Annotated in this window: 21 protein-coding genes; 10 read left to right on the top strand and 11 right to left on the bottom strand. The window is 66.0% G+C overall.

Annotation, left to right across the window (positions count from 1 at the left end; genetic code table 11):
• Positions 1–13: 13 nt before the first annotated feature.
• Genes B5D62_RS28275 through B5D62_RS28260 form a run of 4 tightly spaced genes read right to left on the bottom strand, consistent with a single transcriptional unit; the run spans position 14 to position 4,903 of the window.
• Complete coding sequence (locus B5D62_RS28275; protein WP_085937430.1) at positions 14–685, bottom strand: HAD family hydrolase; 672 nt, start codon at positions 683–685, stop codon at positions 14–16.
• Positions 682–2,103, bottom strand: a complete 1,422-nt coding sequence (locus tag B5D62_RS28270; RefSeq protein ID WP_085937429.1) for an amidase — start codon at positions 2,101–2,103, stop codon at positions 682–684. Before B5D62_RS28270 ends, B5D62_RS28275 begins: the two co-directional genes overlap by 4 nt.
• Positions 2,100–3,509: an amidase gene (locus B5D62_RS28265; RefSeq protein WP_085937428.1), complete on the bottom strand. Its 1,410-nt coding sequence runs from the start codon at positions 3,507–3,509 to the stop codon at positions 2,100–2,102. Before B5D62_RS28265 ends, B5D62_RS28270 begins: the two co-directional genes overlap by 4 nt.
• The gene (locus B5D62_RS28260; protein WP_139374128.1) at positions 3,506–4,903 is read right to left on the bottom strand and encodes a tetratricopeptide repeat protein; all 1,398 of its coding nucleotides are present in this window, start codon (positions 4,901–4,903) and stop codon (positions 3,506–3,508) included. Before B5D62_RS28260 ends, B5D62_RS28265 begins: the two co-directional genes overlap by 4 nt.
• Before the next feature lie 77 nt (positions 4,904–4,980).
• On the opposite strand from B5D62_RS28260, the gene B5D62_RS28255 reads away from it, so the two are divergent.
• Entirely contained in the window at positions 4,981–5,952 is a 972-nt protein-coding gene (locus B5D62_RS28255) for a Bug family tripartite tricarboxylate transporter substrate binding protein (RefSeq protein WP_085937426.1), read from the top strand.
• A 28-nt stretch (positions 5,953–5,980) separates the two neighbouring features.
• Here the strand turns inward: B5D62_RS28255 and B5D62_RS28250 are convergent, their stop codons facing one another.
• The 3 genes from B5D62_RS28250 to B5D62_RS28240 all read right to left on the bottom strand — a co-directional run bounded on the left by B5D62_RS28250 (position 5,981) and on the right by B5D62_RS28240 (position 7,799).
• Positions 5,981–6,361, bottom strand: coding sequence for a hypothetical protein (locus tag B5D62_RS28250; RefSeq protein ID WP_085937425.1), 381 nt, complete (start codon positions 6,359–6,361; stop codon positions 5,981–5,983).
• 118 nt (positions 6,362–6,479) lie between these two features.
• The gene (locus B5D62_RS28245) at positions 6,480–6,872 is read right to left on the bottom strand and encodes a hypothetical protein (RefSeq protein ID WP_085937424.1); all 393 of its coding nucleotides are present in this window, start codon (positions 6,870–6,872) and stop codon (positions 6,480–6,482) included.
• A gap of 60 nt (positions 6,873–6,932) precedes the next feature.
• Positions 6,933–7,799, bottom strand: coding sequence for an NUDIX hydrolase (locus B5D62_RS28240; protein ID WP_085937422.1), 867 nt, complete (start codon positions 7,797–7,799; stop codon positions 6,933–6,935).
• Positions 7,800–7,830: 31 nt separating this feature from the next.
• Between B5D62_RS28240 and B5D62_RS28235 the strand changes: the two genes are divergently transcribed.
• Together B5D62_RS28235 and B5D62_RS28230 are read left to right on the top strand one after the other, a co-directional pair.
• A complete protein-coding gene (locus tag B5D62_RS28235; RefSeq protein ID WP_139374127.1) occupies positions 7,831–8,199 on the top strand; it encodes a hypothetical protein in 369 nt (122 codons plus the stop codon).
• A 190-nt stretch (positions 8,200–8,389) separates the two neighbouring features.
• Positions 8,390–8,812: a YybH family protein gene (locus tag B5D62_RS28230; protein WP_085937420.1), complete on the top strand. Its 423-nt coding sequence runs from the start codon at positions 8,390–8,392 to the stop codon at positions 8,810–8,812.
• Between the two features lie 14 nt (positions 8,813–8,826).
• Here the strand turns inward: B5D62_RS28230 and B5D62_RS28225 are convergent, their stop codons facing one another.
• Positions 8,827–10,047, bottom strand: coding sequence for an MFS transporter (locus B5D62_RS28225; RefSeq protein WP_085937419.1), 1,221 nt, complete (start codon positions 10,045–10,047; stop codon positions 8,827–8,829).
• 95 nt (positions 10,048–10,142) lie between these two features.
• Between B5D62_RS28225 and B5D62_RS28220 the strand changes: the two genes are divergently transcribed.
• A complete protein-coding gene (locus B5D62_RS28220; RefSeq protein WP_218191361.1) occupies positions 10,143–11,024 on the top strand; it encodes a LysR substrate-binding domain-containing protein in 882 nt (293 codons plus the stop codon).
• 191 nt (positions 11,025–11,215) lie between these two features.
• Entirely contained in the window at positions 11,216–11,854 is a 639-nt protein-coding gene (locus B5D62_RS28215; RefSeq protein WP_085937539.1) for a VOC family protein, read from the top strand.
• 49 nt (positions 11,855–11,903) lie between these two features.
• Here the strand turns inward: B5D62_RS28215 and B5D62_RS28210 are convergent, their stop codons facing one another.
• Positions 11,904–13,883, bottom strand: coding sequence for a protein meaA (locus tag B5D62_RS28210; protein ID WP_231714971.1), 1,980 nt, complete (start codon positions 13,881–13,883; stop codon positions 11,904–11,906).
• A 144-nt stretch (positions 13,884–14,027) separates the two neighbouring features.
• Between B5D62_RS28210 and B5D62_RS28205 the strand changes: the two genes are divergently transcribed.
• From B5D62_RS28205 to B5D62_RS33555, 3 genes are all read left to right on the top strand, one after another.
• The gene (locus B5D62_RS28205; RefSeq protein WP_170921183.1) at positions 14,028–15,167 is read left to right on the top strand and encodes a YjgN family protein; all 1,140 of its coding nucleotides are present in this window, start codon (positions 14,028–14,030) and stop codon (positions 15,165–15,167) included.
• A complete protein-coding gene (locus tag B5D62_RS28200; RefSeq protein ID WP_085937414.1) occupies positions 15,167–16,246 on the top strand; it encodes a M48 family metallopeptidase in 1,080 nt (359 codons plus the stop codon). Before B5D62_RS28205 ends, B5D62_RS28200 begins: the two co-directional genes overlap by 1 nt.
• Before the next feature lie 63 nt (positions 16,247–16,309).
• Entirely contained in the window at positions 16,310–16,471 is a 162-nt protein-coding gene (locus tag B5D62_RS33555; RefSeq protein WP_170921182.1) for a hypothetical protein, read from the top strand.
• A gap of 52 nt (positions 16,472–16,523) precedes the next feature.
• On the opposite strand, the gene B5D62_RS28195 is transcribed toward B5D62_RS33555, so the two are convergent.
• Positions 16,524–17,267, bottom strand: coding sequence for a hypothetical protein (locus tag B5D62_RS28195; protein WP_085937412.1), 744 nt, complete (start codon positions 17,265–17,267; stop codon positions 16,524–16,526).
• Positions 17,268–17,525: 258 nt separating this feature from the next.
• Here B5D62_RS28195 and dctA point away from each other — a divergent pair, with 258 nt between their 5' ends.
• On the top strand, positions 17,526–18,845 hold the full coding sequence (gene dctA / locus B5D62_RS28190; RefSeq protein ID WP_085937411.1) for a C4-dicarboxylate transporter DctA: 1,320 nt from the start codon (positions 17,526–17,528) through the stop codon (positions 18,843–18,845).
• A gap of 376 nt (positions 18,846–19,221) precedes the next feature.
• Positions 19,222–19,752, top strand: coding sequence for an isochorismatase family protein (locus B5D62_RS28185; protein ID WP_085937410.1), 531 nt, complete (start codon positions 19,222–19,224; stop codon positions 19,750–19,752).
• Positions 19,753–19,845: 93 nt separating this feature from the next.
• Here the strand turns inward: B5D62_RS28185 and B5D62_RS28180 are convergent.
• Positions 19,846–20,037 (bottom strand): OmpA family protein (locus B5D62_RS28180; protein WP_139374083.1); only part of this gene is annotated, 192 nt, incomplete at its 5' end.

Below are 20,037 nucleotides of genomic sequence, written 5' to 3'. Positions count from 1 at the left end.
AACTTTCTGTGCTTCACACGCAATGCGAGCGTATGGCGGCGGGAAGCTCGTCCATCGACATCACGACGAGATCCGCACCGGCGGCTTCCAGCTCGGCAGGCAATCGGTCCGTCGCATGTCCCGCCCCGCAAAAGCCAATGGCTGACATTCCGGCCGCCTTGGCTCCCCTGACGCCATGCGGCGAGTCTTCGATCACGATACAGCGGGAAGGCGTGGCGCCCGCTATTCGCGCGGCGTGAAGGTATATGTCCGGTGCAGGCTTGCCGCGAGGCACGATTGCCGTGCTGAAGATGTGCGGCGCGAAGTGCGCCGTCAGCCCGACGGCGTCGAGCTTCCTGGTGAGCTTGGCTGGAATACTCGAAGATGCCACGCATTTCGGTATGTGGCTCAAGGCGTCCAGCGCAGCGCCAACCCCGGCGACCGCTGACAGATCGACATCGCAACGCGCCCAGACCATGGCCTCCCGCTCGTCGAGGAGACCGGCCGGCTGTGGCTGGCCTATCTCCTCGAACAGTGTCCTGTACATGTCGGCGCGAGCAATGCCGACAAAGCGCTCGATCAACTGTCTCGTCGTGACCGTCAAGCCGAAGCGCGTCAGCAGTTCGGCATCGACGTCGTGTTCGAGGATCTCGCTGTCGACGAGGACGCCATCGCAGTCGAAGATGAGGAGATCGGGCCTCCTCAAATCTGGTGAGCCATCGGCGGGGCGGGGATGGGGCGGACGCGTTCGTAGGCGGCGGCGGCCCGCATCACCAGCGCATCACGGGCATGGGCGCCGACAATCTGCAGGCCGATCGGCATGCCCTCGCGGTCGAGGCCGCACGGGATGGTCGCCGCGGGCTGGCGCGTCAGGTTGAAGGTGAGCGTGAAGGGCGTCCAGCCGATATCGACGCCGTCGCCACCCCACGCCGCGTTCTCGTTCACGGCAAAGGCCGTCATCGGCATGGTCGGCGTCAGCAGTAGGTCGTACTTGGCAAGGAATTGATTCATGATCACCGCGAGGTGCTGGCGCTGGCTGATGGCCGACACCACCGCCTCCTGACCGAGGTTGGCGCCGACTTCCGCCGCCTTCAGCAGGCCGGGATCCATCAGCGCGCGCTTCTCCTCGCTGTAGTTCTTCACCAGCAGCGCCACGTTGGATTGCCAGTGGGCATTCAGGATGCGCCGCGGATCGAGGCCCGTCAGGTCCGGCGAGTCCTCGATCACCCGGGCGCCCAGGGTCTTGAACACCTTGACCGCAGCGTCGACGGCAGCCGCGACGTCGCGATCGATCTTGTCCTTCTCGACGAAGCCGAGAGTGGGCGAATAGGCGATGCGCAGTCCCTTCACGCCCTTGTCCAACCCCTTGAGGAAGTTCTCCTCGTCATCCGGTCGCGCGTAGGGATCGCGGGCATCGTAGCGGGCAATGACGTTCATCATCATCGCCGCATCCCTCACTGTGCGCGTCATCGGCCCGATATGCGAGAGCGTGCCTTGTGCCGATGCCGGCCACAGCGGCACGCGGCCGTGCGTGGGTTTCAGGCCGAACAGCCCGGTGAAGGAACAGGGAATGCGGACCGAGCCCGCGCCGTCGGTGCCGATGGCGAGATTGCCCATGCCCACCGCCTCCGCGGCGACGCCGCCCCCGGAGGAACCGCCGCTGGTGCGCCCGATCTTCCACGGGTTGTGGGTGGCCCCGAACAGCGCCGAATCCGTCACGCCCTTCCAGCCATATTCGGGCGAGGTGGTCTTGCCGAGCAGCACGGTGCCGGCTTCGCGCAGCCGTTGTGCCACCGGGGCATCGACGGTCCAGGGGCCGTCGGGATCGGTCGCCAGGCTGCCCATGCGCGTCGGCATGCCCTTGGTCAGCACCATGTCCTTGATGGTGATCGGCACGCCGTCGATATCGGACAGGCGCTTGCCGCCCTTCTTCCAGCGCTTCTCGGCGGCGCGCGCCGCGCGCAATGCTGCATCGGGATCGAGATGCTGGAAGGCATTGAGCTGCGGATTGAAGGCGTCGATGCGCGCCAGCGCCGCCTTGGTGGCTTCGACGGGCGAGGCCTTGCGCGCCTTGTAGAGTTTCACCAGCTCGTAGGCTGGCATCATCGCAAGGTCGGCGGTCATTTCATTGTCTCCGGAAGGGTAGGGAACTCGAGGGGATCGGCCTCGGCATAGCGAGCCGCGGCGCGCAGGACCAGGGCGTCCTTGTAATGGCCCGATGCAATCTGCAGGCCGACCGGCAGCCCGTCGCGGCTGAGCCCGCACGGCACGCTGACAGCGGGATGGCGCGAAAGATTGAACTGGAAGGTATAGGGAGACCACTGCTGGTTCGGCTTGCCGTCCGCGCCGATTGGGGCATTCTGACCGGCCTCGAACGGCTGCACGGCCAATGTCGGCGTCAGCAGAAGGTCGTACTTCTCGAAGAAGGCATTCCAGGCGATCGTTGCCTCACGCCGTGTGACCTGCGCGTCGACGACGTCCTGCAGCGTATATTTCAATCCTGCCTGTGCGCCCGCCAGCAGACTGGCATCGAACTGGTCGTGGCGATCTGCCGGATAGAGCTGCAGCAACCGCTGCAGAGCACTCAGCCAATGCACCACGAAGGTCCGGCCGGTCTCGCGATAGTTCGTCGGCGGCACGGCCTCCTCGACGGTGCAGCCCATCGCCTCGAAGCGTTTGGCCGCCTTGGTGACCATGGCGGCCACCTCGATGTCGAGCGGGTGATCGCCCATGCGCAGGATGAACGCGATCCGGCATTTCTTGAGCTTGCCCTTGATCGCCTTCACATAGTCGACGTCGTCGGCTGGAAGGCTCCAACCATCGCGCAGGTCGGGCTTGGCGATGGCGTTCATCATCAGCGCCGTGTCGAGCACCGTGCGGCACATCGGGCCGGTGTTGGAGAGCTCGCCGGTGAGCGATGGCGGCCAGGCCGGGATGCGGCCGAAGGTGGCCTTCAATCCGACCAGTCCGGTGAAGCTCGACGGCAGGCGGATCGATCCGCCGCCGTCGGTGCCGATCGCGATCGGTCCCAGCCCCGCGGCCACGGCGGCACCAGCTCCGCCGGACGAGCCGCCGGGCGTGCGGTCCATCTTCCAGGGATTGCGCGTGATGCCGTGCAGGGGCGAGTCGGTCACCCCCTTGTGGCCATATTCCGAACTGGTGCTCTGGGCGAAGACGATGGCACCGGCCTCGCGCAACCGCGCAACCGCCGGCGCGTCCGCCTCGGCCGGTGTCTTGTCGGTAAGCTTGCTGCCCATCGAGGCGGGCCAGCCTTTGACGCGCACCAGTTCCTTGATGGAAACCGGCACGCCGTCGAGCGGCGACAAAGGCTCTTCCTTCATCCAGCGCTTCTCGGATGCCTTGGCGGCGGCCAGGGCCGGCTCGGCATCGATGACGCACAGTGCATTGAGGCGCGGATTGATGGCCTCGGCGCGCTTGAGCACCGCCTTCATGACTTCCGTCGGCGAGGTTTTGCCCTTGGCGTAGAGCTTGCCGAGTTCGGCGGCAGTCGCCTGTGTCAGGTCCGTCACGCAGCATTCCCCTTTACGCTTCGATACTGCCGCGCCAACTGGCCGGCCTGGTAGTCGGCAGCCATCGCCAGCTCGGTCCGACCGAGTTTACGGTACAGCTCGGCCAACGCGCGCTTGGTCGCGGGCACGGTCGGCCGCTCGCGCTCGTCGATCTGCAGGATCTTTACGGCGGCATCGTTCCAGCCTGCCCGCATCAAGGCATCGAGATGGAACGCGCCGAACAGGGACCGTTGGGCGATGCTGCCGCCGATCGTCGCAAGATGAGGCACGGCCCGGCCGAGCAGCTGCGCGGCTTCGCCGTAGTCGCCTTTCGCATAGGCAGCGAGACCATGCGCCGCCGGTACGGCGGCGTCGGCCCACGCTTCGCGCTCGAACGGCTTGGCTCGCTCGGCGCGGTCCTCGAGGCTCGCCAGCATCTCCGTCACGGCGCCGTGCTGCTCCGCTCGTGCCAGCGCATACAGATACTGCAGGTCGAGGAAGGCCACGAAATGATCGTGCAGGCGGTCCTTGAGATAGGAGGCGACGTCCGTCCATCGGGATCCGACATCCACGCCGCGCAGCTCGAGACGGGCCAGCAGCGAGATGGCATTGATCTGGTCCTCGGAGAATTCCTTCCACACGCCCCAAACGCGATTGTCGAACAGCGCCAGAGCCTCGTCGGTGCGATCGAGATCGATCAGGAACAGCGCCAGATGCCACCAGTTGTGGGTGTACATGAAGGAATTGCAGTCCTCCCACGTATCCGCCACGCCCTCCAGGAAAGCCACGCCTTCGACCATACGGCCGCGCGCTTCCAGGCAATGGGCCAGCGCATGGTGGGCCCACGGGTCCTTGCGCTCCATCTCGATCGCAGTGCGGGCATGCGCCTCGGCCTCGTCGAGTCGGTTGCATTCCTCCAGGCCGAAGGCACACATGCCCCAGACGAAATGGTTGTCACGGTTGGCGGCGAGCAGTTGTTCGCCGATGCGCATCAGGGCCTTGGCATCGCCCTGGTTGAAGGCATGGAGCTGGCCCAGCTTGCCGGCCAGCAGGTCGCGTGGCCACCCGGCGACGATCTTCTCGTGCAGGGCGAGGCTCCTGTCGCCATCGCCGGCAAGCCAGGCCTCGGTTGCGGCAATCCAGGCCCGTTCACGCGGGTTGGCGTTCTGCTCCAGCGCCTTTGCGCGCTCGAGATAGCCGGCGCCGAGCGCGCGGCCTTCGATGGAATTCATCGACAGGACCAGGTTGGCAGCCAGTGCCGGCAGCAGCGCACAGCGCTCCTCGCGGTCGGCGGCCTCCATGAAAGGCTGAAAGCGCTTGCCGAAGACCAGCCATTCCTCGCGCAGGAAATCCAGCGCCTCGATGGCATCCGCGTCGGCCGCGCCGACCTCCAACCCCTGACCGTCCCGAAGCAAGATTCTTCCTCTCGTTAGCCCGACTTTTGCATGCCTGACGGTCGAGAGCAAAAGCTAGCAAGCGCGAGGACCGAGCAGTGATAAAGCGTCGCTCTTTGTTGGTCGGAGTTGCCACCACATCGATCGTTCCGCGCATCGGTCTGGCAGCCGGCTATCCGGACCGCCCGATCCGCCTGGTCGTGCCCTATGCGCCCGGGGGCGCGACAGATACGGGGGCGCGCGCCCTTGGCGAACGCCTGGAGAAGATCCTGGGGCAATCGATCGTGGTCGAGAACAAGGCGGGCGGCAGTACGATCATCGGGACCGAGACGGTGGCCAAGGCCAAGCCCGATGGATACACGCTGCTGCTGGCTCCCGGCGCCCTGGCCGTGAATGCCGCGTTCGGCATCGCCTTGCCCTATAACACCTTCAAGGATCTGGCGCCGGTCGCACGCTTTTTCGACATGCCGATCCTGCTGGCAGCCAGCAACGACGCGCCCTTCAAATCGATGCAGGAACTGCTGGCGACCGCCAAGGCCGGTGGACCCTCCATTCCCTTTGCCACCGCCGGGGCGGGCAGTATCCAGCATCTCTGGGCGGAGTATCTGAAGACGCGCACCGGGCTCAACCTCGACCACGTGAGCTACAAGGGCAGCTCCGAGGCTTTGCGCGATGTAGTGGGTGGACACGTGCCGCTCCTCTCCGATCTTCTGATGCCGACGGCAACCGCTGTGAGAGCGGGCAAGGTCCGCGGTCTCGTCGTCGCCATGCCGCAGCGTTCTGCCTTGTTGCCGGACGTACCGACGGTGGGAGAGGTGGGACTTGCCGGCATGGAGGGCGCAGTGCCTTTCGGTGTCATGGCGCCGGCCGGCGTATCACCCGAGATCGTGGCCAGGCTCAATGCTGCCATCAATGATGTGCTCCATGACGGCGGCTTTCGAGACAGGCTTGCAGAGTTCGGCTTCACGCTGATCGGCGGCACGCCCGATTTCTACGCGCAAACCTTGGCCGACGAGTCGGCGAAGTGGCGCAAGGTCATCCAGGATGCGCACATACCGCCGCCAGCCTAGCTGAGTGGCGTCGGCCGGCGAGCTCGCCTCAGGATTTCGGCGAGCCGCCGAGGAAGCAGTAGACGAGGCCGCTGCGCGAAGCACAGATATGGCTGTTTCCGTCGGGAGCCAGCTGCTTCAATACCGCGCGCGGCGGCACCGTGATCCAGTGGCCATCGACCAGCGCGTGCCACATTCCGTCTTCAGAGAGGTAGGCGCGGGTCGGCCGGCAATCGCCCTCGCGACCGTCGATTGTGCCGTTACAGCACGAGTATCCGGTCTCGGGCTGCTTCAGGTCGCGATACCAATCGTGATTCTGGGCGTGGCCCTGACCGTGGAAACCTTCTTGCGCCAGCGCCGGCAGGGCCAATGCGGTGGCGCAGAGCAGGACAATGGGACGAGCAACAACAGACCAACGGCGAAAGGGCATGGGGGCCGAACCCCTTTCCGCAAACACCAGTCGAGCCGGTCACGTATTCGAAACGACGCGCCATTGCGCTCGACTGAATCCGTTACGACAATATTAACTCAAGATGTTGTGGATGTCGTCAGCTCTTCGGTACACCGCCGATGAAGCAGTAGATCATTCCGCTCTTTCCAGCACAGACATGTGAATTGCCGTCGGGCGCCAGGGTCTTCAGTACGACGCTGGGCGGCACGGGCTGCCAATGGCCATCGACCAGCGCGCGCCACGTGCCGTCGCTGTCCTTGTAGGCGCGGGTCGGGCGGCAGTCGCCATCGACGGTGTCGCCATTGCAGCAGGAATAGCCCGTGCCGGGCTGCTTCAAGTTCTTGTACCAGTCATGATTTTGCGCATGCCCATGGTCGCGCCATCCGTCGATCGCCGATGGATCGTGATGGCCTGGGGCGGACATATCCTGGGCGGCGACCGAGAGGGCGACTCCCAATGTCAGTGCGACCGCAAGGGAAATGACGCGCATGAGGACAACCTCCTCAGGCGCATCAACGGCCGATCAGGACGGAAGTTGCCGCGCGCCGCCCTAGGGGAAGCCGGGTTGCGTCTGGCGCAGTCCTGCCGCGATGGCGAAGAAATCGGGATCGTCGGCGCGCAGCAGGCCGTGCCGCACGAAGAAGTCGATCAGCACCAGATTGCAATTGTATTTGAAGGCGTTGGTGTCACGCACCGTCTCGAACACGCGCTGAACGGGCCACAGCTCGAACGACTCGACCTCGCCGTCATTGGCGCGCGGCGTGAAATCCTCGGGCAGCTCCAGGTCGAAGCAGGTCATGATGTCGGGCTTGAGCTGCGCGCCGGACTGGTTCCAGTAGGAAACGTAGCTCACCGCCCTGGCCTGGCGCGCGAGCTCGGGCGGGATCGAAGCTTCCTCGCCGCATTCCTTGATCAGATTGTCGAGCAGTCCGATGCCGGCCGGCTGGCCGCCGGCAACGGTATTGTCCAGTTCGCCCGGAAAGGTCGGTTTGGTACGGGACCGGCGCGGCACCCAGATGTGCAGGCCGTCCTTCTTGCGCACATAGCCGGTCATATGCGGACCGTAGGCGCGCACGCCGAACCAGGGCACTGCCGCCCGTTCCATGGTCATCAGCGGCGGCCGCGAGAACTCCCAGGTCACGGCGTAGGGCTCTTCCCGCCATAGCCCCTTGAAGTGGCCTTGTGCGCGCAGTTCGAGCAGAAACGACCGCATTGCGGCGGTGCGCTTGGTCGGGGCGTCGAGATGGCCGGCGAAGTACCAACCCTGCTTGCGGTGGGTGAAGAGGTCCGGCTTGGCGGCAAGCACGGATGCAAAATCGCGATGGATGAATCCTGCCCGCTCGGTACCGACGAACCACGGTTCGAAGTGGCGCAGATCGACATTGTTGCAGCGGGCGATATGGTCGAGAAAGGACATGGCGGCAGACGACTAGCACAAAGTGATGGGGATGACCGAAGACGAACTGCAGGCGCGGCTCGATGCGACAATCGTGGCAGAGGAACGTTACGGTCTGGTCGTGGAGGAGTGCGGCGACCAGGAGGTGCGGCTGCGCTTCCCCGAACGGCCGCGAGCCTGGACTATGCCGGCGCTGCTGGCCGCCCTCGATGCGTCATTGCGGGCCGCGGCCGGCGCCGATGCCGAGGTCACGCATCTCGCGCTCACCGTGCTGCGACCGGTGCAGCAGGCCGACATCGTGACGCTGTCGCGCGTCCTCCGCCGCGACCGCGATACGATCCATGCCGAGACCTGGCTGTTCAGCCATGCGCCGATCCAGCCCATCCTGCATGCGACGGCGACGCTGTCGGCATCGGCATAGAGTCTGGACAGGAGGCCCATCGCCCGCCATAAGCAGAGACATGCAGACCGTGTCCGCTCTCGTCGTCGTTATTCTCGCCATCCAGCCGGTGGTGGGTTAGCGCGCGTCCGAACGGTCCCGAAGCAACCCGCCCCGAGAGGCGGGTTTTTTAATGCCTGTCCCTCGGAGGTCCGATCAGAGGAGACAGACAATGCCCGACCATCCGCCCTATCCGTCGCCCCATCCTTTGCACGACGTGATCGCCGCCGCCGACCGCGCCATCACCGACGAGGATTTCGACGCCGTGATGACCTTCTATACGGAGGATGCGACCCTCGTGGTGAAGCCCGGCCTCAACGCCACGGGCACGGAGCAGATCCGCCGCGCCTTCGAGGCCATCGCCGAGCATTTCAACCACAGCCTTGTCGTGACACAGGGCGAGCTGGTCGTGATCGAGGGCGGCGACACCGCGCTGGTCGTGGCCGAGACCATGCTCGACTGGACGCAGAAGGACGGCGCGCTCGCCTCGGCGACCCGCCGCGCGACCTACGTCTTCCGCAAGCAGGCGGACGGAAGCTGGCTGTGCGCGGTCGACAATTCCTACGGTACGGACCTCGTGATGTCGGAGGTCTGACGCGGTGGCGCCTTCTACGCCGCGTCGGCCGTTGCGACGCGCGGACGATCACGCAGGACGAAGACGATCAGGCCGGCGGTCGCTGTGAGCGCGGCCGATCCCAGCCACACCCAGTCGTAGCGGAACGTGAGATCGAACAGGTATCCGCCGAGGAACGCCCCGGCGGCAGCGCCGATCGCATGGCCTGCCGAGATCAGTCCCATCGACAGGCCCATGACGCGCAAGCCGATATGGCTGGCGGCAAGACTGGCAGTCACTGGGACCGTCGCATAGTCGACAGCGCCGAACAGGGCGGCGAAGGCGATCAGCCGATCGTAGTCGACTCCCACGCGCATCAGGATCACGAAAGCGATCGCGCGCATCAGATAGATCACGCTCAGCAGAGCGATACGGTTCACCCGATCCGACAGCCAGCCGGACAGAACCATGCCACCCATGTTCACGGTCGACAGCAGCCCATAGGCTGTCGCACCGAGCAGGGGCCCGAAGCCGCAGAACGCAGCGTAGGACAGGAAGTGGGTCTCGATCACGCCGGCGGTGGTGTAGCCGCACAGCAGGAAGCTCCAGAACAGGACGTGGAACGCGGGCTTCTTCAGCACGAAGCGGATATCGGTCAAGAGCGGAGCTGTGCCGGGTCCCGCCTTCTCGATGACGACGTGCTTCGGCAGCGTTGCCCACAGGAGCGGCAGCAGGGCGAGGGTGGCAGCGCCGAGCGCGAGAAAGCTCCAGCGCCAGCTCGAGCTTGCCAGGATGGCGGCAACCAGCGGCACGACCACGAGCTGACCTCCCGTGGCGCCGGCGGTGGCGATGCCCGTGGCGAGGCCGCGATGCCGGTCGAACGACCGCGCAATCGCCGTCGAGACGACATGGGTCGCGACCATGCCGAAGCCAACGGCCGCTACGCCGCTGAACGCCAACAGGAAGACGAGCCGACTGCTGGTCGCAGCGACGATCACGCTGCCGCTGCCGATCAACGCCAATCCTGCGACAAGCGTCGTGCGGACGCCCTTGCGGTCGATCATCCGTCCCGCGAAGGGGGCAACCACGGCCATCACCAGCAACGCAACGGCGGCAGCCGAGGAGACGAAGCTGCGCGACCAGCCGAGTTCCTGCGTCCAGACGGGCATCACCAGCCCCAGCGTGGCACGCGTCGAGAAGGCGAGTGCCAGGGCGAGGAAGCCGAAGGCGACCACTGACCAGGCGATCAAGGAGGAGGAGCGGAAATTCACTGACATGTCAGACCCTTTGCGGCCCGCAGGCTCGGCCGCCGGGGCCGCGGCGACAAACGATGCTTTCAGCCCATCGCTTTAGCTGTGCTAAACCCTGGGTCGTGGCCATCCGATTCGATCTTCTTCATACCTTCGTGGTCGTGGCGCGTGAGCGCAGCATGAAGGCGGCGGCCGAGCGGCTGTCGGTGACGCCGGGCGCCATCAGCCAGCGCATCCGCTTGCTGGAGGAAGCAGCGGGACAGCGGCTGTTCGTGCGCGGTCGCGATGGGGTCCGATTGGCGTCGAAGGGCGAGACGCTGTTCGCTGCTCTCGACGCTCCGTTCCACGCCATCGAGGCTGCCGATCGCGGTCTGGGCAAGAACGCCGCGCGCCGCGTCGTCGTCAGCATGATGTCCTCGTTTGCGTCGGGATGGCTGGTGCCGCGGCTCGGCCGCTTCGCCAGGCGCCACCCCGACATCGAGGTCGTCGTCGAGACCGGGCCGCGGCTGGTCGATCTCGCGCGCGAGCCGGTCGACATGGCCATCCGCCACGGCCTCGGCAACTATCCCGGCCTTGACGCGACGAAGCTGATCGCGCCCGAACTGGTGGTGGTCGCAAGTCCGCGCCTGCTCCGGTCAGGACCACCCCTTGCCGCGCCGGCCGATTGTCTCCGCTATACGCTGCTGCACGACATCGATCGCGGCGACTGGCCGCTCTGGTTCGAGGCCCAGGGCGTGGCGGTCCCCAAGCGCCTCAAGGGACCGTCTTTCTCCGACGACCACCTGGTGGTGCGGGCCGCCGTGGCCGGGCAGGGGCTGGCACTGGTGCGCGATGTCTATGCACAGGACGAGCTGCGCTCCGGTCGCCTGGTGAAGGCTCTGAAGACGCGCTGGCCGGCCCGCTTCGCCTATTACGCCGTCACCCGTGCGGGGCGGGAGCACAGCCCAGCGCTCCGGCACTTCAAGCGCTGGCTGGTCGAGGAAGCGAAACGGGACCGGCGCTGAGCTGCCCCGCACTCGGCGAAGGCCAAGGCAGAGTCCGATTTTGTGAAGTGTCATGGTGCCATACGCGGCGTGATTCCGATCGCACAGCCGAGAGGATCGAAGGCGAGATGGCGGCTCGGGGAGTAGGCCGACATTGCGCCCCGATGAGGATGGGACCACAGTTTGCGTCGGCCGCAACCGATCGCCGAGACATGCTGAAACTGGACCACCTCACCGTCATCGCCCCGACTTTGGCGGAGGGTGTCTCGCACATTCGAACTTGCCTCGATCTCGACGTCCCCTTTGGGCAGCGCCATGGTTACATGGGCACCTACAACCACCTTCTTCAGCTAGGGGGCGCGATCTATCTGGAAATCGTGGCTCTCGATCCCGAGGCGGATGGACCCGGTCGACGGCGCTGGTTCGGCCTGGACGATCAGGGAAAGGTCAGGAACGACTGGGAGGAAGGAAGGCGCTTGCGAGGCTGGGTCGCGAGAACCGATGCCATCGAATCGGTTATCGCCGGGCGCGAAGGAATCTTCGGCGAGAAGGTCTCCCTTCCAGCGATCAACTCGACATTCGACTTCGCCATTCCCAGAGACGGCTCTCTTCCTCTGGATGGGGCAGCACCCTCTATCATCGACCGGCGCGGCAAGCCTCGCTCAATGGCGACAATTGCTGATCTCGGCGCACGCCTGCGGTCCTTCTCGCTCGAGCATCCTGACCCGGCCGCCATATCAGCCCTCTATCGAGAACTCGACATCGATCGCCCGCCTGCGCTCACTCGCGGGCCAATGCTGCGCTATCGCGCGCAGATCGAAACGCCCACCGGGCTTAAGGAACTGACCTGAACTGCCTGGCCGTGCCCAGCGGGACGCGAGCATGGCCGAGCCGTCTCGCCTACGCCGCTTCCTTCCACGCGCCGTCGACCACGGCGACGATGTCGCGCATGATCTGAGTGAGGTCGAAGTCCTTGGGCGTGTAGACGCGCGCCACGCCGGCGGCAATCAGCGCCTCGGCATCGGCCGGCGGGATGATGCCGCCCACCACGACCGGGACGTCGCCGATGCCGGCCAAGCGCATGCCCTCGAGCACGTCGTTCACCAGTGAGACGTGGCCGCCCGACAGGATGGAGAGCCCGACCACATGCACGCTCTCCTCGAGCGCCGCATTAACGATGCGCTCGGGCGTGAGGCGGATGCCCTCGTACACCACCTCCATGCCGCAGTCGCGGGCGCGCACGGCGATCTGCTCGGCACCGTTGGAATGGCCGTCGAGGCCGGGCTTGCCCACCAGGATCTTGATGCGCCTTCCGAGCCGCCGGGAGACCGTTTCGACCTCGCGGCGCGCGGCATCGAGGCGTGTATCGCTGACACCGGCCGCGCGGGCGACGCCGGTCGGGGCGCGGTATTCGCCGAACACCTCGCGCAGCGTCTGGGTCCACTCGCCAGTGGTGACGCCGGCCTGGGCACAGGCAATCGAGGCCGGCATGACGTTGCGATCTTCCTTCGCCGCTGCCGCCAACTCGGCCAGCGCCGTCTTCACGGCCCCGCCGTCGCGGGCCGCGCGCCACGCATTCAGCCGCTCGATCTGGTCGCGCTCCACCGAAGCATCGACGGTGAGGATGGCGCCCTCGCCGGCCGAAAGCGGCGACGGATCGCCCTCGGTAAAGGCATTGACGCCCACCACTGTCTGCTCGCCTGCCTCGATGGCGGCCAGCCGCTTGAGGTTCGATTCGACCAGCCGCTGCTTCATGTAGGCCGACTCGATCGCCGCCACGGCGCCGCCCAGGTCGGCGATGCGCTGCATCTCGGCCAGTGCCTCCTGCTTGAGGCTCTCGACCTTCTTGGCGATCTCGATGCTGCCGTCGAAGATGTCGGCATATTCAAGCAGGTCGGTCTCGAAGGCCACGATCTGCTGCAGGCGCAGCGACCATTGCTGGTCCCACGGCCGCGGCAGGCCGAGCGCCTCGTTCCAGGCCGGGAGCTGTACCGAGCGGGCACGGGCATTCTTGCTCATCACGACCGCCAGCATCTCGAGCAGGATGCGGTAGACGTTGTTCTCCGGCTGCTGCTCGGTGAGGCCGAGCGAGTTCACCTGCACGCCGTAGCGGAACAGTCTCTGCTTGGCATCGGCGACGCCGTAGCGGGTGCGCGTGAGCTCGTCCCACAGCTCGGCGAAGGCCCGCATCTTGCAGATCTCGGTGATGAAACGGATGCCCGCATTCACGAAGAAGGAGATGCGGCCGACCACCTGCGGGAAATCCGCCTCCGGCACCTGGCCGCGCGACCGCACCGCGTCGAGCACGGCGATGGCGTTGGCGAGCGCGAAGGCCAGCTCCTGCATCGGCGTGGCACCCGCTTCCTGCAGGTGATAGCTGCACACGTTCATCGGGTTCCACTTGGGAACCTCGCGATAGGTGAAGCCGATCGTGTCAGCGGTCAGCCGCAGCGACGGCTCGGGCGGGAAGATGTAGGTCCCGCGCGACAGATATTCCTTGATGATGTCGTTCTGCGTCGTGCCCTGCAGCTTGGCGCGCTCGACGCCCTGTGCCTCGGCGGTGGAAATGTAGAGTGAGAGCAGCCACGCCGCCGGCGCATTGATGGTCATCGACGTGTTCATGCGGTCGAGCGGAATGCCGTCGAACAGGGTGCGCATGTCGCCGAGGTGGCAGATCGGCACACCGACCTTGCCGACCTCGCCCTTGGCCAGCGGATGATCGGAGTCGTAGCCGGTCTGGGTCGGCAGGTCGAAGGCGACCGACAGGCCGGTCTGGCCGCGCGCCAGGTTGGTGCGGTAGAGCTCGTTCGACTTGGCCGCCGTCGAATGGCCGGCATAGGTGCGAATCAGCCAGGGCTTGTCGCGTTTGGCCGCTGTCATGGTGTAAGCTCCGACCTCCCATTGGATGTTGCGCTGCAGCATAATGGCTTTCGCGGTGCAGCCAAGAGGTAAAAGCCCGTCGTGCAAGACCCTTCCGGGCCCGCCGGCCCTCCGTCCCCTCCCGCGTCCCGGGTCGAGCCGACATTGATCCCGCAGCCGACGGCGAGCGCGGCGCTGGCGCCCAGCCGGCCCGTGTATGACGGCAAGCTGGGCGAGCTTTATGCCATTTATCTGCGCCATCTGCTGCTGATGCTGCTGACGCTCGGCCTGTCGCGCTTCTGGGGGCGCACGCGCATCCGGCGCTACCTGTGGAACCACTTCTCGATCCTGGGGGATCGCTTCGAGTATCGCGGGCGCGGGCTGGAGCTGATGATCGGCTTCCTGATCGTGGTGGCGATACTGGCCGTGTGGGCGGGAGTCGTGTGGGCGATCTGGCACTTCGGCTTCCGCGATCGATCGGCGCCAGGCCTCGACATCATCGACGTCGTGTTCCTGTCGATCGGCCTGATCGGCGTGCCGCTCGCTTTCGTCGGCCAGTATTCGGGCCTGCGCTACAAGCTCTCGCGCACACGCTGGCGCGGCATACGCTGCGCCATGGACGGCTCGGCCTGGAGCTATGGTGCGCTGGCGACCGGACTCACCTTCGCCAATGCCATGACGGCCCGGTTGTTGACGCCGGTCGTGTCGGTGAATCTCGCACGGCCGCGCATCGCCCACGCCCACGTCGGCACGCAGGGCTTCGAGTTCGCTGGCCGCGCCGGCGACATCTATGGCCGCTATGTCGGCTATTACTTCCTCAATATCGGCGCCTGGATCGTGGCGGTGGGCATCGCGGTCGCGGCGGTGACCGGCTCGATCGCGCGGCTGGGCGGAGCGGAGTTCGAGGAGGCTTTCACTCATCCCGGTCCCAAACTCTTTCTGACCATCGCCGTCGCGGCCTTCGCGGCCTATCTGCTGTTCGGCGTCATGATCCTGCCGTTGCGCTGCTGGTGGCGGGCCTATCTCTATCGCTACCTCGTGAGCCACACCCGTGCCGGCACCGTGCTGTTCGCGACCGCGCTCACGACGCGCCAGATGTGGGGCTTTCTTGTGCTGAACTACCTGATCGTGATGCTGACGCTCGGGCTCGGCTGGCCGTGGGTGATCCATCGCACCATGCGCCTGATCGCGGGCGAGCTGTGGGTTTACGGTGAGCCCGACGGCGCGGCGATCGGACAGCCGCCGCAGCGGCCGCCGCGCTTCGGCGAGGGGCTGCTCGACATGTTCGATGTGAGCAGCATCTGATGCCGGCCGCTCCAGGGACGATCCACGGCCGCTACTATGACGGCAAGAGTGCCTGCGTGCGCGAGGTCTTCGTCGTGACGACGCCGGGCGAGGTGATCCTGCGCGATCTCGGCGACTCCTCACTGGTGGCGCGCTGGCCGATCGTCGAGCTCGGCATTCTCGGCGACAGCGAGCACGAGGCGGTGCCCCTGCTGGTCCGCGGCGGCGACGAGGCACGGCTGGCGATCGAGGATGCCGAGCAGCGGCGCCAGCTGGCTACCGCCGTGCCGGAGATCGCCGCCATTGGCGCGCGCAAGCCCGAGCCCGCCGGTCGCATCCTGCAATGGGGCGGTGCCCTGGTGGCGGCGATCGGTCTGTTCTGGTTCGGCATCCAGACCGGCAGTGACACGCTGGCCCCGATGGTGCCTTACGGGCTGCAGGCACGGCTGGGCGAGAGCGTCTATCGGGCGATCGCCGGCAACCGCCCGCAATGCGACGGCCAGGAAGGGCTGGCGGCGATCAATCAGTTCGCCAACCGCGTCGCCGCGGAGGCGGGATACGACCATCCCATCAGCGTGCGGGTGCTGAAGGGCGGGCCGGTCAATGCCTTCACCCTGCCCGGCGGGACGATGATCCTCTACGGCGACCTGATCGCCCTGACCAAGGACGGCGACGAACTCGGCGGCGTGATCGCGCACGAGATCGGCCATGCCGTGCTCTATCATCCGATCAAGGGCCTGGCGCGCCAGTACGGGACGCAGCAGATCCTGAAGGCGCTCACCGGTGGCTATTCCGATATCGGCACCCTCGGCAGCGGCGGTGCCCTGCTGGCAGCGCTGCGCAACGGGCGCGACTTCGAGCGCGAGGCGGACGAGGAGGGCGTATCGCTGCTGGAGAAGCTCGGCCTGCATGCCGATGGCATGTCGCGCTTCTTCGAGGAGCTGCTGAAGGCCGAGCCGAAGGATGCCGCCAAGGCTGCGGGCATCTGGTCGGATCATCCGCCCACGGCCGAGCGCGTCGAGGCGACCAAACGCCCGGCGACGGGTGCGCCCGACTTCACGCCGGCGGAATGGACGGCGATCAAGTCGATGTGCCGGTAGCGCGCCGAGGCAACTTTCCCACGGAATCCGGCGTTGGCCCCGATGCGAGCAGGGGAGCCCGCCATGCACAAGGATACCCGGGATATTGCCAAGGCCACGCTGTGGACCATCGCGGTCCTCGCTGCCGGACTGATCGTGGTCGGCATCTCGGCCGAGCTGCTTCAGGATTGGGCGGTCCACCGCCACGAACAGGCCGAGGCGACGCGCACCGCAGCTGCCCAGTAGCATACCTCCTCGAGACCGAGAGAGCGCGAACGGCGCGCCCTCGGCAACGCTGCTAGGTGCTGCTGATCGTGCCGTTGTTATTGTTGATCGGAGGCACCGATCCGCCGCCGCCATTCGGGCTGGGATTGATGAAGGATCCACCGCCGGTGGAGCCGCCGCCGTTCGACCCACCATCCGACCCGCCCGTGCTGGCGTTGGTCGCGGGCGTACTGTTGTTGTTGGACGGGCTGCCGGCCGAACCGCCATCGAGCGGGATGACCACGTCGACGGGGATAGCCGGCGATGCCGTCGGCACCGTGCCCGGCGGTAGGCTGGCCAACATGGTATTGGTGGTCGGCGGTATCGCCCCGCTATTGACCGGCGCGACGGCATCCACCGCCCCGCCATCGATCACCGGAGCAGCGCCCATCAGCGGACCCGTGCCCGACAGCGGACCGGAACCGGCAAGCGGACCGGCGCCCGTCAGCGGGCCGGAGCCGGCAAGCGGGCCAGTCGATTGCATTGGACCGGCACCCGACAGCGGACCGGCACCGAGCAGCGGGCCGAAGCCCTGCAGCGGACCGCTATCCTCCAGCGGCTTCTGGCCCTGGAGTGGGTTCTGATCGTCGAGCGGTCCCCCGCTGGCGTTCTGCAGGCCTACACGTCCTTGCCCCGGACCGGTCTGGCCCGAAGTCTGGCTTTGTCCAGAACCTTGGCCTTGACCCTGATCCTGGCCGATGCCGGTCTGGGCGACAGCCAAGCCGATGCCCAGAGCCGCAACCGTGGCAATGGTCGAGGTGGAGAGAAGCTTTTCCATGAGGGAAATATAGGACTCTTGGCGGTGGGTTTCATCACCTCAATTTCAATTTCATTGAGGGAGACAAGAACCACTCTTAATTGCAGAAGAAATTGCAGTCAGGGTGACCTCTGGGTTTGGGCGCGCGTGCGAAGCCAATCCCGAGATACTGCCTCTTTCCAGCTCCGGCCTGCGTCCTTCAATACCTTGACAGTTCCGTGTGGTGAACCGAGAGGGAGGCCACGGCCCGCACGGGGCGGGCCGGCCGAGTGAGGAAACATGGCTCAGAAGACGGCAGCCGGGGCGCACAAGCGCAAGGCCTGGTACAGGGTCCTTTATGTTCAGGTGTTGATCGCGATCGCCCTGGGTATCGTCGTTGGCTGGCTGTGGCCGCAACTCGCCACCAATGAGTGGATCAAGGCGCTGGGCGACGGCTTCGTCCGCCTGATCAAGATGGTGATTGCGCCGATCATCTTCTGCACCGTCGTCTCCGGCATTTCGCACATCCAGGACGCCCGCAAGGTCGGGCGTGTCGGCGTCAAGGCGCTGGTCTATTTCGAGATTGTCTCTACGCTGGCGCTGGTGATCGGCCTGATCGTGGGCAATCTCGCGCCGGTGGGCCAAGGGCTCGCCGCCAAGCCCGATGCGGCCGCGGTCGCCAGCTATGCCAAGCAGGCCGCCTCGCAGAAGTCGGTCGACTTCGTGCTCAACATCATTCCAGATAGCGTGTTCGGCGCCTTTGCCAAAGGCGACATCCTGCAAGTGCTGCTGTTCTCGATCCTGTTCGGCTTCGCGCTGATGACGCTGGGCGAGCGCGGCCATCGCCTGCGCGGCATGATCGACGATGCGGCCCACGCGGTGTTCGGCGTTATCGCCATCGTGATGAAGGCGGCGCCGGTCGGCGCCTTCGGTGCAATGGCCTACACCGTGGGCAAGTTCGGGCCGGCGGCGCTCGGCAACCTGTTCGGCCTGGTTGCGGTCTTCTACGTCACCGCCGCTCTGTTCGTGGTGATCGTGCTTGGCCTGATTGCCCGCTTCGTCGGCTTCAACATCTTCCGCTACCTCGCCTACATCAAGGACGAGCTGCTGATCGTGCTCGGCACCTCGTCGTCGGAAAGCGCCTTGCCGCAGCTGATGGAGAAGCTGGAGCGGCTCGGCTGCTCCAAGCCGGTGGTCGGCCTCGTGGTGCCGACCGGCTACTCCTTCAATCTCGACGGCACGAACATCTACATGACGCTGGCGACCCTGTTCATCGCGCAGGCCCTGGGTGTCGACCTGACGCTGGAGCAGCATCTCGTGATCTTGGGCGTCGCCATGCTCACCTCCAAGGGCGCCTCTGGCGTGACCGGCGCCGGCTTCATCACGTTGGCCGCCACGCTCAGCGTGGTGAATCCGGCCCTTGTGCCCGGCATGGCCATCATTTTCTCGGTCGACAAGTTCATGAGCGAAGTGCGCGCGCTCACGAACATCACCGGCAACGGCGTGGCGGCGATCTTCGTCTCCTGGTGGGAAGGCGAACTCGATCGCGCCAAGCTGAACCGCAACCTGCGCCGCGAGATCGATCCCTCCGACGTGGAGACCGCCGTCACCACGGGATAGGGTGGGGTGGCTCCCGTTAAATAAACGGAAAAAAAACGGGAGCCGGTGCCCTTCAAGGCGCGAAATCAAGGACCGGGCCGAGGCCATCGCTGGGAAAAGCGGCGGAAAACGAGCGCGACCGACGACGGACCTTTTGGAGATCGGTCGCGGATGCGGGTGACGGCGAACGGCGGGACTTGAACATGCGGGCGCTCCGGTCGGAGATCGAGACGCGCGCAGCTTACGCGCACTCTCTCTGGGACCACGATTCCGGTCGTCAATGACGGCTTGCACGAACAGGATCACCGCGTGGAGGTGCCATCCGCCGCGCCGTTGCTCCATTGGCTGAAGAGTGGCATGCCGCTTCCGGTGCCGAGACCCCGGGGGAGTCGATCAGATGGACGCCATCGTTATCGTCGACATGCAGGTCGGACTGTTGGAGGGCGCCCCCAAGCACGACCTGGGCGGCGTGATCGACCGCATCAATGCGTTGACCGCCATGGTTCGACGAGAGGGCGGCACCGTCATCTGGATCAGACATTGCGGCAAGCCGGGTGACAGCTTCGAGCGCGGCGGCCGCGGCTGGGCATTCCTGCCCGAATTGAGTCGCTGCCAGGACGATCTTCTGGTCGAGAAGAGCCTGAACGATCCCTATGTCGGAACGCGGCTCAAGGAGATGCTGGAGGGGCTGGCGCCGCACCGCGTACTGATTGCCGGTTGGGCAACGGACTTTTGCGTCGATGCGACGGTGCGCTCGACTGTCTCCTGCGGCCACAATGTCGTGGTCGTGCAGGACGGCCACACGCTTGCAGACCGCCCCCATCTCGATGCCCCAGCGGTCATCGCGCATCACAACTGGATCTGGAGCAACCTGATCACGGACCGTTCCATAACCGTCCTTCCGGCGGACGTGCTGTTGGCTGGATAGGGCCGGGCAGCCGGATGCCCGCATTCGCCACGCCCTCCTGCACAAAAAAGGCGGCCCGGGAGGGCCGCCTTCTTCGTTTCGATCAGGTCGAGATTACTGGATCTCGATCACGACGCGGCGGTTCTGCGGCTCGCGGACACCGTCGGCGGTCGGGACCAGGAGGCCCTGCTCGCCCTTGCCGACGACCGAGATCGCCGTGGCCGGCACGCCGTTGCGCACCAGAGCGTCCTTGACCGCATTCGCACGACGCAGCGACAGCGCCATGTTGTAGCTCTCCGGGCCCGA

This window comes from Enhydrobacter aerosaccus (assembly GCF_900167455.1).
Taxonomy (GTDB): domain Bacteria; phylum Pseudomonadota; class Alphaproteobacteria; order Reyranellales; family Reyranellaceae; genus Reyranella; species Reyranella aerosaccus.
The sequence above is the reverse complement of the archived record's forward strand: the minus strand, read 5'-3'. Positions and strand labels throughout refer to the sequence as shown.